Here is a 15,452-nt window from a genome sequence, read left to right as displayed (position 1 = left end):
AAAAGCCTTAGTTTCTATCGAGCATGTCGTAGTTTTCAGGCACATCAAAATTACTGTTATGCGCCAGCTTATTCTCTACCGTTTTCACTTCGTAGATATAACGTATACGAGCATCTCTCATCCACTCATCAACTTTTTCGTCAATCATGTCATCAGCGGCATTTTTAACGATATTCCCCAACAAATTAGTTGCAGCGTCTTCTAAGCCACCAGAAAAGTCGATGCTAGTATCGCGCTTCTCTTTCTTTTTGTTATCAGCACATGCTTGCATGTTCTGAAACCATTCCAGCTTTATCGACAAAGGATAACCTTTAATTTTTGCCAGTTCTTGCTGAAACGCGTTTAAGCCTAGGTGATCAGCTTGTTCAGTATCACCCGTAAATGCACTGATCGTTTTAAACCCTTCTCGCCCTAAAAGACGAACTAGAGGGTTATTCTCGCCAACCGAATCCAAGTATTTATTAGTTACAATTTCATGCACACGCCATGCTTCTTTCATTTCAGCATTAGGATCGGCGGTCCAGAATACAAACTGAAGTAAGTTTAGATCTTTTTTGCCTTTCTCATCTGTGAACTCAGTTGACCATTTTACCTTATACTCTTCACTTGCTTGGCCACCAATTTGACGTTTATGACCTGTAGACAATACTTCAAACTCATTTTTGGTAAGCTCGACTTTACAACCTAAGTCTTCGTAGCTTTCATACTCTTCTGAACCTTCATCTGATTCAAGCATATCAGCATAGCCACTTACACAGCCTGATAAAGCACATTCTTGATATGTTTTATTTTTATGGTCCAGTTGCCATAGCAAATTTTTATCCATACGGAAAATACCGCTAGCATCAATACTCGCCCACTTCATATAAAAGCTATCAGGCTTCAATCTGTCATGAATAGTTCGCATATTTTCACGAGTATATACAACTTGTTCACCTTGAGCATCTGGCACATACAGACCATTTAGGACAACTTTTGCCGTGACAACAGCGGTTTGCTCTTTAGGCGTTTCATCTACCGGAGTGGATGCGCATGCACCTAACAATAATGCGCTAGACAGCAAGGTTAACTTAGGGTTAATTGAATAACAGCGTTTCACAATGAATCCTTTCACCAAAAAACAAACGAGTCTATCAATAAAGCACCGCCACAGATATAAACAAAATTATAAATAACAACGGTAAGCCCCTGTTTTTGATAAGTAGTTTCACCTTAATGAGCCTTCAGAACTTTCAGCCTAACTAATACTGCTGATTGGCTTTGCGGTAATGTCCTTGATAATCAAAAATACGATGCTCAACTTGCCAGTAGTGCTTTTGTTTTTTGGCAATCACAAAGTCTGGGGCAACAATTTGTTGGATAGTTTTTTCCGCTTGTTTGGCGTTAGTGACTTCAACTTTATTTCCTTCAACTCTGCGAGCGAACACAGTATTAAATTGCTGCTTAGCTTTTGAATAAGCAAAGTTAAAATGTTCACTAAGCTCAGCACCATCTTCATCGTGGTAGATGAGCTTTAGTTTGTCACCCTCACAGCTTGCCGACATGCCGCTACACCTTAGTACTTTTCGATCTTTTAGCTGCAAGGCATCTTTCAGTTGGTTATCAGGGTCAATTAACTGAAAACCACAGCTATGGCATTGGCGAGCCGCAATATCATTCTCAGCGTTACATTGTGAGCACTGCTTATATTTGTAGCGGTAACTGCATTGCACTTGCTTGGTTTGGTCACTTGGGTCTTCAACCAAACCTTGGCAACGACGACCATAATGTTCGAGAATGTCACCGTCTTTATCGGTGATTCCCCAAAACATGTTGGCAAATTCACATTGCGGGCAACTCACTTGTACTAAAGTGCTATTGGGGTTGGGTTTAGTTTCGCCAATTTCTGGTTGGTACAGGTCGTAATTATTACCCGCGTAGTCAACAATTAAGCAATCGGTTTTCCCCTCATACAGTCGTAGTCCACGGCCAGCAATTTGTTGATATAAACTGACCGAGGCAGTGCGTCGTAATATCGCAATTAAATCCACATGGGGAGCGTCAAAGCCAGTAGTTAATACCGATACATTCACCAAAAATTTAAGCTGTTGGCGCTTAAACTGTTCAATTAGCGAGTCACGCTGGTGGTTAGACGTTTCAGCCGTCACTACTGCTGTTTGGTCCTCTGGTAAGTAGTGAGCTATCTCTTGAGCGTGCTTTACCGTTGCCGCAAACACCATCACGCCTTTACGGTCTTCGGCTAATTGAACTAACTGCTTACATATGGCCTGAGTAACTCGTGGGCAGCCCGCTAAAAATTGGTCTAGCTGCGCCTCACTGTACTGAGTCGGCAACTCATCAAACTGATATCGTGCCGCTGGAGCATCAACTAACAATGGCTGAGTGAGATAGCCTTTACTAATCAAGTGACGTAAAGGCAGCTCGTAAATACATTTTTTAAACCAAGCATTTTCTTTACCTCGCGCATAACCGTGGTAATGCTGCTGATAAATCCACCCCTTATCTAAGCGATAAGGCGTGGCGGTTAAACCGAGTACTTTTAGCTGGGGGTTTTGCTGCTTTAGGTGATTAATAATTACCTGGTATTGGCTATCACTAGCATCATTTACGCGGTGACATTCGTCAATTACTACCAAAGAATAGAAGCCCGAAAACTGGTCAAGATTACGGCTGAGCGATTGCACGCTAGCAAAGGTGACTGAATACTGGTTTTGTTTAAGCCCTAAGCCTGCAGCAAATACGCCTGACTCAAAGCCATAGGTGGTAAATTTACTTTGGTTTTGCTCCACTAATTCTTTTACGTGGGCTAATACCAAAATGGGATGTTTAGCTAAGCGCGCTAGTTCAGCAATGACTATGCTTTTACCCGCCCCTGTAGGTAATACAACTACTGCAGCGTCATCACTTTTTCGAAAGTGCGCTAGTACGGAATCAACCGAAGCTTGCTGGTAATCTCGCAGCTGTAACATGTTTATCCAATAAAATAGTAACTCTAATAGCTACATATATTATCTCATAGGATTGATGTTACAACGCGAGTTCCTATCGATAACAGTGTTAACTATTTATTTTTCTTTTAGTTTGCTGCATAAAATTCCAAACGCAGTTTGGAATTAACTTAAAAAGCCACCCCTTAAACCATAGCTTTCTATTGGATAGCACATTGTGGGCTTTAAGATAAGTTTCACCCGCTAATTGATAAAAACCCGAAAATACATAAGAACTTGCATACCTAGTATGTAACGTCTGAGTTATCAGTGACCAATCTGCTGACTTGTTATACCTATCTGCCAAAGCCTCTATTTTATCAAGGCAAACTAACTCAGCAGCATGCATTTTTTTATCGTTCAGAGAGTAATTATCACCATGAAACACGTGAATAGCTAAAGGCTCAGCCACAAACTCAAACTTCGCGACTAACGCAACTTTTAACCAAAGATGCCAATCATCAACCCCCATAAGAGCTCTATCAGGATCAAAGCCCCCTATTTTGGAGAGTGCTTCTCTTCGCACCACAGCTGTACAGCACGTAAGCATATTTTCTTGAACTAAACTGTCGAAAACCCAACCTTTTTTATTCCTAGAAAAATCAGGATTCACTGTCTTATTTAAATCGGTGTAATGAGCAAAAGAACCACAATAAACTAATCCTATTTGAGGCTCAGCAAACAATGGCACTTGCTTCTCTAATTTCTCAGTCAACCACAAATCATCTTGATCGCAGAAAGCAATAAGTTCACCTGAAGAATTCTTAATACCTACATTCCGAGCTGCAGCGACTCCCCCGTTAGCACAGTGCAGAGCTATTACTCTTGGGTCACTATCTGCCATAAGATTGATTAGCTCTTTAGATTCATCTATCGAACCATCATTGATTAATACCAATTCAAGGTTTTCATATGACTGAGATAGAATAGCATCGACGGTTTTATTTAAATAAGTTGCACCGTTGTAGACTGGCACAATTACGGAGACTAGCGGCTTAGACACAGTTACATCCTTTTACAACCAAGTTTAGTTTGTCAATCAGTGTTAGAGGTAAGTGAGTATCTTGAGAAAGAGCACGATATCATCTGACTGGGAATAACACTTAGCTTCCTGCTAATCATACAGGTTATTTAATTTAGTGATTACTGTCTAATTTTTTATCCACTTATTGGCAATAAACCAGATATTTATTAGAAATATTAGACACTCTACTTTTGACAATTTCATTGTTCTGAAACCAAATATTCTGTCTTAGTGCTTCTTTATAGATGCTGCATTATAAAAAGGCGACCGAAGTCGCCTTAAATATTTATGGATTACTTATGGAAGCACTTCACAAGTTGGTGCTTCAAAGTTGCCACTGTAGCCACCTTGCATACCAAACGAAGTACTCGCATTCGGGCCTAAGTTGCCGTTATATACTTCATTTACAGCAGTAAGCCCTAAGCCATCACTAGCTGCTTGATACTTAGCGTTCCAACCGTTTACCAAACTAATCGGTTGAGGGAAGCTTAAATGAACCTTCCACCCGCTTACATCTTCGCCACCAGCATTAGTCACTTTAATATTGCCTAATACAAAGCCGCTATTCCACACGTTCGCTTCACCTACGCTACAAGTAAGCTCAGACTCGCCACCAACTGGAGGCTGTTCACCCGCTTTAACGGTTAAGGCTAAAACAGCTTCAGCAGACAACTCTGCTGCTTGCTCATCTGTAGCAATAACCAGTACCACTACTTCACCTTCACTCTCCGGCATAGTGATACTGACATTACCGCTACCTACTCGGCTCGTCACTAAAGCGCCATCAAGGTAAACATTTGCGCCATAAGCGTTGGCTAAGTCTAAGCGAACTTGTACGTCGCTACCTGGGCTAACTTCACTGCCATTTGCAGGCGAACTGATCGCCACTGCAGGAACAATAGGCGCCGCTACATTCACGGTTACTTTTGCTTCAGTGGAGTTTGCACCTTGGTTATCTGTAGCAAAATAAGTGAAGCTATCAACACCAAAAGAACCAGCATTAGGTACATAGTCCGCTACGCTGCCATTTAAGCTAACAATACCGTTAGCAGGCTGACTCGCAATAGTGAAACTGGTGACTTGACCGTCGGAATCTGTTGCGGTTAATTCAACAGATACTGGCGTATCAGAAGCCGTGTTTACACTTTGATTTTGCGCCACGGGTGCACAGTTAATGCCTGTATCTGCGCCACATGCCGCACTTGGCTCAGTTCCCCACACTAACTCGCCGTTATCGTATAATGCGATTTTACCCGCAAGCTTGTAGGCATTGTTGTAATTATCCCACGACGGGTCGTTAGCATTATCCCAATCTGGATTGTTGGTATTAGTTGGTAGTGACAAACGGAACTGCACTTCCTTTTTAGAGGCCGATTGACCACCAGGATAAATATCGATGCCATCAAAACTAATTTCTGCGTAATAGATGTTATCCGCTTCGTCACCCCAAGCGTGTAAACCACTAAAACCGGAACCTTGGCTGTAAGCGGTTGATAGCTTTACATCATTTAGAGAGTAGCCTGCGTCAAACACTTCACTCAAATCAACCCAGTAACGGTAGCTTAATTGATCAGTTACGCGAGATGGCCAAGCCGTATGGTTATGCACTCTGGTCGCTAACTCAATATGACGGGTACCTTGCGAGTTGATTTTAGCTTCTACAAATAACTCGGTATCACGTTGCTCTTTAGCCGGGAAACTAGCCTCGGCAATAGGATCTCCGCCATGGTCGAGCCACAAGCGCGCTAACGCCGAAGTAAAGCCTGCGTTGTAGTCGGTAGCCACTTCGTTTTTAACGTAGTCGCCGCGATCATCAACCCAAGAATCATCTAACCCAGGGCCACCGACTAATGCGCCGACCAATAAGTGGCGGTTTTCTACAGGGTCACCCGAGTTATCATTCCATGTTCCGTGAGCGGTACGGTGGTGAGGCTTAGTTGGGTGGTAATCACCGTAGCCAATTTGGTAAGAAATATTTAGCGGATTATCTCCCAAAATATAATCTAACTGGCCTTTAGCAAAGTTATAGTAAATTTCGGCCTTATCATCTTTATCAGTATTTTCTCTTAAGTAATCTGAGTATACCAAGGCTAAGAACGAGGTATTAGAACTGTAACGAGCTGCGCCCCATGTATCTAAAAAGGCTAAGCCACCAGGCGTATAACGAATTTTTTCACCGTTGTAACCTACCGTCCAGTAATCAAGCCAACGCTCTGCGTCAGCTTGGTAGCTAGCCTCACCGGTAAGGCTTGCCATTAATACATAAGCGCCGTAAGACTTATCATCCCAGGCTTGGCCCCACTTGTAAGAGCGTGTATCCGTTTGTGGTTCAGTGCCTAAAGAGCCATATTCCGTTTTAGCTTTATCTAAATAGCTAGCGTCTTCAGTGGCGCGGTACAACCAAATTGCACCCCAAACTAACTCATCTTGATAGCCACTCCATGAGTTATAAAACGCTTTGGCATCGGTAATGGCGTCTGAATATTTACCACGGTATTTATCGGCAAATGAATATAGCTGTTTGGCGTGTTCAAGTAACATTGCTGCATAACTTGGATCGCTGTCTTTAAACACCATAGAGATAGCGGCTAAAGCTGCAGCCGTTTCACCAGCCAAATCAGAGCCTGGGTTAGCGGAATCAACCTTGTAAGAAGGGCGCTCCATTTGCATCACTTCAGCCGACCCCCACCAAGCGTGGTCTACTGAGCCTTTACCTACTTGGCCATAAAGCTCGTTTGGCGCAGTATGAGCGCTAACAAAGTAGTCCGCCACAAAACGCAGGTTATTTTTGATGTGAGTGAGTTGGTTGGTTTGCTCGTAAGCTTGCGGGTAATCTACTACGCCCCAAGCTAGCATGGTGGCAGTGGCTGCCATTGGGAAGCCAAATTTAACGTGGTCGCCGGCATCATACCAACCGCCAGTTAAATCAACATTGTTGTCAGCGCCGTCTTGTAATGCCGAGTCACCTCGCCACTCATTTCGGTTCCAACTAGGAATTACGCCCGATTGTTGGGCTTCGTAAAAATAAATAGATTTTTGTAAGGCTTCGCCATAATTTGCGGCTTGCGCCGACATTGCACTGGTAATTACTGCGGTCGCGAGTAAAGTTTTCCTTAACATCTTTGCTGTCTCATCATTTAGTCAAAAGTATTAAGCCTTCTTCTGCCATTCTATGTAGCGGTAAGAAGTACTGCTGTTTACAGAAACAGACACCCTTTGCAAAAGATCCCAACCACGTTGTGCAAGTCCGCGTTGGTAACTTTCAAGCCTTTGCTTCCTGCGATGGCCGCTATAAATAACACATCCATCAGTAAACGAGCGCAAGCTTACCTTAGTTCTGATAAAACTGTTTATTAATAAATAAAAAATTAATAAAAAAGGACTTAACCTTTGATATACATAACAAAAATGGAATTATTTACTGAAGCAAACATCACCAATCGGCACTAACAGAGAAATAATCTAAATCGAAGTAGCAGATTGCCCCCAAAAACAAAAAGCCCTTAATAAAGTGTATTAAGGGCTTTACAGTTAAGCGCGTTCTTAGCGCGATGACTTATTTATACATTAGCGCATAGTACATGTAGGTGCGCCAAAGTTACCTGAATGCCCCCCTTGCAGACCAAACGACAGGCTGCTACCTGGAGCAATGTCGGTATTATAAGCTTCATTGGTCACTTCAATACTTTGGGCTGTCGCAGTAAATACGCCACCCCAACCGCCCACTAAGCTAACCGCACTAGGAAAATCAAGTACTGCCGTCCAACCAGAGATGGTTTCGGTACCCGTATTACTAACCGTAATGCTGTTAATCACAAAACCACTGCCCCATGAATCTGCAGGCCCAACCGTACAACTTAAGTTAGCTGCTGCCGGCTCAACAACATTAAGCGCCACACTGTCTGAGACACTCAGGTTTTGGCCTTGTTCGTCTTGCGCTGTCACTTTCAAGGTGTAGGCGCCTACAACACTAGGTGCTGTTAGTTCGGCACTGGTGCCAGTAAACGACAGCACTTGCCCCGCTAAGTTGGTTTCAAAACCTGTGGCATCTTTAAGGTTCACGCTCACCGTAAAGGTACTTGCGGCTTCTATACGGCTACTGGCATTTGGCGAGCTTACGCTAATTTCAGGCTGTAACGGTACTTCGTTTAACGCACTGAGCGTAATACTATCGCTCACCGCCATTTCACTACCGACACTGTTTACTGCCACAAGTGAAACCGTAAAGTCACCTTCAGCGTTTGGTGCGGTTAAGTTCACGCCACCAGAAACCGGCCCGGTTTTCACAAAACTACCATCTAGATAAACGTTCACCGATGCCGCTTTGTTCACCGAGTAACTCACGCTAAAACTTGAACCAGTTAGCACGATGCTATTTGCGGCAGGTGAGCTAATACTTACCGACGGATTCAATCCTTGATAGTAATCATTCAAGCTAATACCGGTGGCACTGTTAGCGCCCCCTAAGGCCACTTCGTGATCCAAGCTAATAAATTTACCCGCATCATTAACCCAAAGAGATGGCAAAAATAAGGCGTATTTCTCTTCATCCCAAGTCGTCCAGTCGTGACCGAGTAAGCCACCAGTGTCTCCTGAGTTAGGATTGATACACCAGAAGGTGTGGTGAAGTTGGTGTTCGATAATTAAGTCACGAATCGCCACCATCCAGGCCTCATTAGGTCCGCCATCCATAAAGCCGCCCCACTCGCCAATCAGCAGCGGTGATATGCCTTCTTCATGAATAAACATCCAGTTATCTTTCCACACATCTTGGTACAAAGTGTCTTTATTAAAGCCTGGATAAAACCACTCTTGTTCAAATACCAATGGGCCGTAATCATGCGGTGAGTACATAAACTGCTGTTGCCGCGCCCCTAAATCAATAGGGAATTCGCGCACGCCGCGTAAGTTGCCGCCCCACCAGTTAAAGTGAAAATCGTCTTTGCCTTTGCTTTCCCAGTTTTTACCCTCTACCGGATAGGCTTCAATCCCTTCACACATCACCAACATATTGGGGTTAATATCTAACACGCGGTTAGACACCACCTCACAAGCATGTTTCCAGTTGTTCTCGTCGGTTGAATTATCCCATTTAGCAAACTCACCAGCAGCGCTTTGTTTAGGGTTGCCATGTGGTTCATTTTCTAAATCAAATGCGATAATAGTGTCATCGTTTTTGTAACGCTCAGTCACCCATTCCCAAGTAGAGAAGAAGTCTTCTGAGGTAATGTCGCCTTTGTACCAAAGCGGCGCAATGTGCCCCATGTTATCCGCTTCAGCGCCGTGCACATCTAGTAGGATTTTCATGCCACTGGCCTTGGCGGCAGCGATCATTGCATCAAATACTTCTAAGGAAGTGGCCGAGGCTAAATCAGGATTAGCCGAAGCATTCACTTGAATCGCCACAAACTGGCCGTTTTTCCATTCTTTTAGCAGTTCGGTTGAAATCGGTACTCGCAGTAAGTTCACCCCACGAGAGGCGATATCTTGAATGGTATTTTCCAAATTCACCGACCACAAACCATGTAATACCCGCTCGGTAGTATTAAAGCCAAACCAATTTGCGCCGGTTAGCCACACGGTATTACCTTGCATATCTTTAATTTGGTTACCTTCAACATGTAACCAATCATCTCCCGGTAAGGGAGCGGCCATTAAACTCGCGCTTACCAATGAAGCAGCGGTAAACCCTAAACATTTAGTGAGAAAGCTTTTTTTAGTATTCATCATAATTCTCCGTACATATTCCCTATGAAAAAAGCGGCCGAAGCCGCTTTAAATGGAGTTAAGTATTAAGGTAAAACCACACAAGTTGGTGCTACAAAGTTGCCTGAATGCTCGCCTTGCAAGCCAAACGAAGCACTAGCGCTCGGGGCTAGCTGCCCGTTATGAACCACATTGCTAGCACTAATACCTAAGCCGTCACTGGCAAGATTTAGCTCTGCATTCCAGCCATTGGCCAAAGATACTGCTTCGCTGAATACTAGGTTAACTTTCCAACCGGTTACCGCTTCAGTCCCACCATTCGTTACCGTAATAGCGTTGATAACAAAACCGGTAGACCATGAGTCAGCTTTACCAACTTCACAAGTAAGGTCTCCAACAGGAGTCACCGCACCTTGCTTAACTACCAAGCTTAAGCTGGCTTCGGCACTTATTTCTGTACCTTGTTCATCAGTGGCAATCACCACGATGGCAACCGTGCCTTCAGTATCCGGCATGGTTAAGGTCACTGCTCCGCTACCGACACGGCTAGTGGCAAGCGCGCCATCTAAGTACACATTAACACCATGAGCATTTGCTACATCCAACTGCAAGTTCACATCGCTCGATGGACTCACTTCAGTGCCATTGGTTGGCGAACTAATGGTTACTGCGGGAATGATCGGCGCTGCTACATCTACGCTTACCGTAGCCGCTTGCGATACTGCTGCTTGATCGTCACTGGCGGTAAAGCTAAAGCTGTCACTACCAAAGTAACCAGCACTAGGCACGTAACTGGCAACATCACCACTTAAGGTGACTGAGCCATGTGCTGGCTGGCTAGCAATGGCATAGCTGGCAATTGTGCCATCGCTATCAGTTGCGGCAAGGGTAATTGAAGCAGGGGTATCAAACGGTGTGGCCACTGTTTGACTTTGCGCGATTGGCGCACAATTTATACCGGTTGCTCCGCCACAAGCAGCACTAGGCTCCGCACCCCATACCAATAAACCTGCGTCATACATGGCAATTTTAGGTGCAAGTTCATGCGCATTACTGTAGCTATCCCAAGAAGGGTCGTTAGCATTATCCCAATCAGGATTGTTGGTATTGGTTGGCAACGCTAAGCGGAACTGCACTTCTTTTTTCGACGGAGACTGGCCGCCTGGGTAAATGTCTACACCATCAAAACTAATCTCGGCGTAGTAAATATTATCGCCTTCATTACCCCATGGGTGTAAACCACTAAAGCCAGAACCTTGTGAATATGCCGTGCTTACTGTTACGTCATTTGCGGTATAACCAGCAGCAACGACTTCTGTTAAATCAACCCAGTAACGTAGGCTTAGTTTATCGGTTACCCGAGATGGCCATGCTGTATGGTTATGCACACGCGCGCTAATCTCTATATGGCGCGGCCCTTCGGAGTTAACTTTGGCGTCTATGTAGAGTTCGGTATCTCGCACTTCTTTAGGCGGGAAATCCGCTTCAGCAATCGGTGCACCGCCATGATCTAACCACAAGCGGGCCAAGGCTGAAGTAAAGCCAGCGTTGTAATCGGTGGCCACTTCATTTTTGTAGTAATCACCGCGATCGTCTGCGTATGAATCATCTTTACCTGGCCCACCCACTAGCGCACCAATCAGTAAGTGACGATTCTCAACGGGATGACTGGATAAACTGTCTGCCCAGGCACCATGCGCGGTACGGTGATGCGGCTTAGTCGGGTAGTAAGAGCCATAGCCAATTTGGTAAGAAATGTTGAGTGGGTTATCCCCTAAAATGTAATCTAGCTGACTTTTCGCAAAATCGTAGTAAGTAGCAGCCTTGGTTGGTGCCAATGCATTCGCTTTAAGAAAATCAGAATAGATAAGCGCTAAGAATGAAGTATTTGAGGTGTAACGGGCTGCGCCCCATACATCCAAAAATGCTAAGCCGCCTGGGGTGTAGGCAATTTTCTCGCCATTAAAACCAGTGGTCCAGTAATCTAACCAGCGCTCGGCATCATCTTGATAGACTTGCTCACCAGTAAGCTTGGCCAACAATACGTAAGAACCATAAGATTTATCATCCCAAGCTTGGCCCCATTTGTAGGCGCGGTACTCAGTTTGACCTTCGTTGCCTAGCTTAGGGTATTCAAGTTTAGCTTTATCTAAATACGCAACATCATTGGTGGCGCGGTATAACCAAATTGCCCCCCACACTAACTCATCTTGATAACCACTCCATGAGTTATAAAAGGCTTTTGCGTCGGTAATAGCATCTGAATATTTGCCGCGATAATTGTCTGCAAAACTATAAAGCTGCTTAGCGTGATCTAACAAAGTAGCCGAGTATACTGGGTCACTTTCTGCAAATACCATTGAAATGGCGGCCAGCGCTGCTGCGGTTTCACCGGCTAAATCTGAGCCAGGGTTGGCGGCATCAATTTTGTAAGAAGGACGCTCCATTTGCATCACTTCTGCAGATCCCCACCAAGCATGGTCGATGCTACCACCGCCCACTTGGCCATATAATTCATTAGGTGCGGTATGCGCCTTTAGAAAATAATCAGCCACAAAACGAAGGTTATTTTTAATATGTTCAAGCTGATTAGTTTGAGAATAGGCTTCTGGATATTCAATTACCCCCCACGCCAACATGGTCGCGGTAGAGGCCATTGGGAAGCCGAATTTAACGTGGTCACCGGCGTCATACCAACCACCAGTGAGATCTACATTGTTATCGCTACCATCATTTAAGGCTGAATCGCCGCGCCATTCGGTGCGGTTCCAATCAGGTATAACTCCCGATTGCTGAGCTTCGTAAAAGTAGATGGATTTTTGCAAGGCTTCACCATAATTGGCCGCTTGCGCCGACATTGCACTCGTTACTATCGCCGTGGCGAGAAGTGTTTTCCTTAACATCATGTCTTGTCTCTCTTTGTTTGCAAAATTAGCTATTTTCTTCCTCGCCATCTTTGTGGCGGTAGAAAGTACACTGGCGTATTTACCAATTACAAACAGAGAACTTGACCATGCCATGCTAACTCGTGGCGGTTCTCATTAGGCCATACACCTTTTTGGTAAACCTTCTATTGAGGTTTGACTCATTTAAGAAACTAGCAACCCCATTTAAGTTCTCAAGGCGATTATTGACAAACTTGAAACCAATCAAGAAAAATATTTTAATGATGAAACTAACAGGAAACTTTGAGAGCGTTTTCATAAGAAAAACTGCTCAAGGTCGCTAATAGGATCTGCTAAGACCAGCGACCTTTTACCGATAAAATAGCTAATTGTGCTTGAAAGTGAGGCTTTCAAGCATAATCAAATCAGGCACTTAAAGCCTCGATAGAGGCTGTTTCACGATATTTGAGGCGTTTATACACCAATACCGACACCATGGTGAGATTAGCGGCTAACACTAGAGAAGTAGTAACAGATAATAGTGGGTCACCCACTACAAACACCGTATAAGTCCATGCAAGTACGGCATTACACTGGAACATAATCCAGCTCATAAATGAGATATCTTTTGCCGGTCCTTTGATTCGCATTAAGCGAATAATCTGCGGGCTGAAAGACAAAATAGAAATAAGCCAACTGAAGGGATATAGAAATTGTATAAACTGTTCCAAGTAGTTCTCCGATAGCCAAAACGCGCCATCCGAGGCGAACAGTCATACCTTTAGTGCAGGCGAAAAAGTAAGCAAGTTAAAATCTGCGGCGATGATACACCAGCCTTGTGTACCGGTCAAAACTTAAACAGCTATTCTAAGGTGTTTTATGCTGATACATATCTTGATCGGCTAAAGCAAGTATGTTTTCTACTTCCATGGTTAAATCTACGTCAGCGTAACCAATGGTCACGGTGTACAAAGGCAGGTCTGATTCCGAATATTGGGCAAATTGCTCGGTAAAGCGAGTGGCTATCGCCTCAAAATCAGAATCTTGCTCAATCAAGACTAATGCAACAAACTCATCGCCCCCCATTCGACCAATAACGTCAGAGCTGCGCACGCAATGGCGCATTGCTTTAGCCATATCAATTAACACATTGTCTCCAACTGCATGGCCATGGGTATCGTTGATTTGCTTGAACTTATCAATATCTAAGTAAAATACACCTAAGCGTGAGCCCATTCGTTTGGCCAAAAGGATCCTTTGCTGAGCTAACGAGCTGAAACCTCGACGATTATTTAATTCTGTAAGGGGATCGGTTACTGCCAGCTTTTGCATTTGTAAGTACAATTCAAGCAAGGACAAGTCCGCTTCTAGGATATCTCTTAGCTGCTCTATCAGCTCAAAGTAAGTATCGTCGTAATTGGTCTCACGGTAATCTAATACACAAAAGGTACCAAAGGCTTTTCCGTTAGGCCAAAACACAGGAACACCGAGATAAGACCGAAAACCGTCCTTATGCACTTCAGGGTTTGAGTCCCAACAGGGGTCTATCGTAGCGTTAGCAACATAAAGGCTTTGGCGAGTTTCAACTATTTTGCGGCAAAAAATATTCGCTTCTGGCTCTACCACCATACCCGCGTTGTAAGGGTTAGTTTGCTGCTCACTGGCAATAGCAACTTGGTAACCCGAAGAAGTATGTTGGACTAAAAACCCTGCTGGAGCGTCAAACAGTTTGGCTAACAGGTTTACCGTGCGCTGCCACTTAGTAAGTGAAATGAGATCGTTGGGGCTATCTAGAATCCACTGTTCGGGATCAATTGCAGGTTTTAGTGGCATCTGCACCTCCATGCTAGATTTTATGTCTTCAAGCCTTACTCACAGCCATCATACAAATTCTAAGAAAGAAGTACTTGTAGCGCTCGTTATCAATTGCCGCCATTAAATGCATACTAAGATTTTAAGTGGCAACATTTATTTACTTAACCTTACCTCACTAACGTTAATCGGCTAACCCTATCGAGCAATATAGACTTAGCTTTATAGCTCGCTAGTATTTTAAAAACCAACAGAAATCAGCTTAAACCTAAAGCTTAGACAAACTTAATGGCCACCACCGCAACTCATGTTTTGCCACATATAAAGCTGCTCTGCGGTTAAACCGGAATTTTTAGTCGAATCTGAAGACTGCTGAATAGACGCCAGTAAATCGTCATCTGTAGCGCCGGTTTGTTCTATATTTGTTGGTGCAGAACTAACGATAGGTTGATTGGAACAAGCGGCTAAATAAACAGCCGCAAATAATACCGATATGGTTTTCATCACTCACACCTCAAAATGCAACATAATGATAACAATTTAGTATTATTTACGTTAATTGTCACTCGGTAACTGAGTTAAAGCCCGCAGGATGAAGACGCGTATACAAATACGCCCATACCCAATAGGCATCAATCCACGACTCTACCGCTTAACAGCATCAAAAATTGGCACCTTGGCTATGTTATATCAATATGTGAGCTACAAAGCTTTGCTAGCCTTTGATTAACGTTCAAGAGGCGATTTATGAGTAAAACAGACATACATGCGGTGATACAAAACTTTACCTGTATGGAAGAAGCGCTGCGCTATTTTGAGATTGATTTTGATAATGGTTTTATCGACGAATATCGAGAACTGCTCACTAAACGCTTTGGTGGTAACTTGATCATGAGCAAAGCCAATGATTGGTTCTCTGCGCGTCGCGCATTAAAAAATGCCTACTGCAAAACCCAACGAGAACGTTTAGACAAACACACTCGCTCGGCCTGCCGAGGTTGTACGTCTTGCGAGCGACGCTAAAAATAGTCCTAACGA

The 15,452-nt window shown here is 44.0% G+C and carries 10 protein-coding genes; 1 reads left to right on the top strand and 9 read right to left on the bottom strand.

The window, feature by feature from the left end; all coding sequences use genetic code 11:
* Positions 1–7 precede the first annotated feature (7 nt).
* The 9 genes from Q4592_RS03975 to Q4592_RS03935 form a co-directional block, all read right to left on the bottom strand.
* The gene (locus Q4592_RS03975) at positions 8–1,099 is read right to left on the bottom strand and encodes a hypothetical protein (RefSeq protein ID WP_303510033.1); all 1,092 of its coding nucleotides are present in this window, start codon (positions 1,097–1,099) and stop codon (positions 8–10) included.
* Between the two features lie 142 nt (positions 1,100–1,241).
* The gene (locus Q4592_RS03970) at positions 1,242–2,969 is read right to left on the bottom strand and encodes a DEAD/DEAH box helicase (RefSeq protein ID WP_303510030.1); all 1,728 of its coding nucleotides are present in this window, start codon (positions 2,967–2,969) and stop codon (positions 1,242–1,244) included.
* Between the two features lie 88 nt (positions 2,970–3,057).
* Positions 3,058–3,990 (bottom strand): glycosyltransferase family A protein, encoded by a 933-nt coding sequence (locus Q4592_RS03965; RefSeq protein ID WP_303510028.1) that lies wholly within the window; start codon positions 3,988–3,990, stop codon positions 3,058–3,060.
* 318 nt (positions 3,991–4,308) lie between these two features.
* Positions 4,309–7,131, bottom strand: coding sequence for a glycoside hydrolase family 9 protein (locus Q4592_RS03960; protein WP_303510026.1), 2,823 nt, complete (start codon positions 7,129–7,131; stop codon positions 4,309–4,311).
* A 447-nt stretch (positions 7,132–7,578) separates the two neighbouring features.
* On the bottom strand, positions 7,579–9,741 hold the full coding sequence (locus Q4592_RS03955) for a cellulase family glycosylhydrolase (protein WP_303510024.1): 2,163 nt from the start codon (positions 9,739–9,741) through the stop codon (positions 7,579–7,581).
* A gap of 62 nt (positions 9,742–9,803) precedes the next feature.
* Complete coding sequence (locus tag Q4592_RS03950; RefSeq protein WP_303510022.1) at positions 9,804–12,737, bottom strand: glycoside hydrolase family 9 protein; 2,934 nt, start codon at positions 12,735–12,737, stop codon at positions 9,804–9,806.
* Between the two features lie 290 nt (positions 12,738–13,027).
* On the bottom strand, positions 13,028–13,333 hold the full coding sequence (locus Q4592_RS03945; RefSeq protein WP_303510020.1) for a hypothetical protein: 306 nt from the start codon (positions 13,331–13,333) through the stop codon (positions 13,028–13,030).
* Between the two features lie 136 nt (positions 13,334–13,469).
* Positions 13,470–14,435 carry a sensor domain-containing diguanylate cyclase gene (locus Q4592_RS03940; protein WP_303510017.1) on the bottom strand — a complete coding sequence of 322 codons (966 nt, stop codon included), beginning with the start codon at positions 14,433–14,435 and terminating at the stop codon, positions 13,470–13,472.
* A 264-nt stretch (positions 14,436–14,699) separates the two neighbouring features.
* Positions 14,700–14,918 carry a hypothetical protein gene (locus tag Q4592_RS03935; protein ID WP_303510015.1) on the bottom strand — a complete coding sequence of 73 codons (219 nt, stop codon included), beginning with the start codon at positions 14,916–14,918 and terminating at the stop codon, positions 14,700–14,702.
* A 243-nt stretch (positions 14,919–15,161) separates the two neighbouring features.
* On the opposite strand from Q4592_RS03935, the gene Q4592_RS03930 reads away from it, so the two are divergent.
* The gene (locus Q4592_RS03930) at positions 15,162–15,437 is read left to right on the top strand and encodes a nitrogen fixation protein NifW (RefSeq protein WP_303510013.1); all 276 of its coding nucleotides are present in this window, start codon (positions 15,162–15,164) and stop codon (positions 15,435–15,437) included.
* The last annotated feature ends 15 nt before the right edge of the window (positions 15,438–15,452 follow it).

The sequence above is a fragment of the Agarivorans sp. 1_MG-2023 genome (assembly GCF_030548385.1).
Taxonomy (GTDB): domain Bacteria; phylum Pseudomonadota; class Gammaproteobacteria; order Enterobacterales; family Celerinatantimonadaceae; genus Agarivorans.
This window is presented reverse-complemented; position numbering and strand designations above follow the sequence as displayed.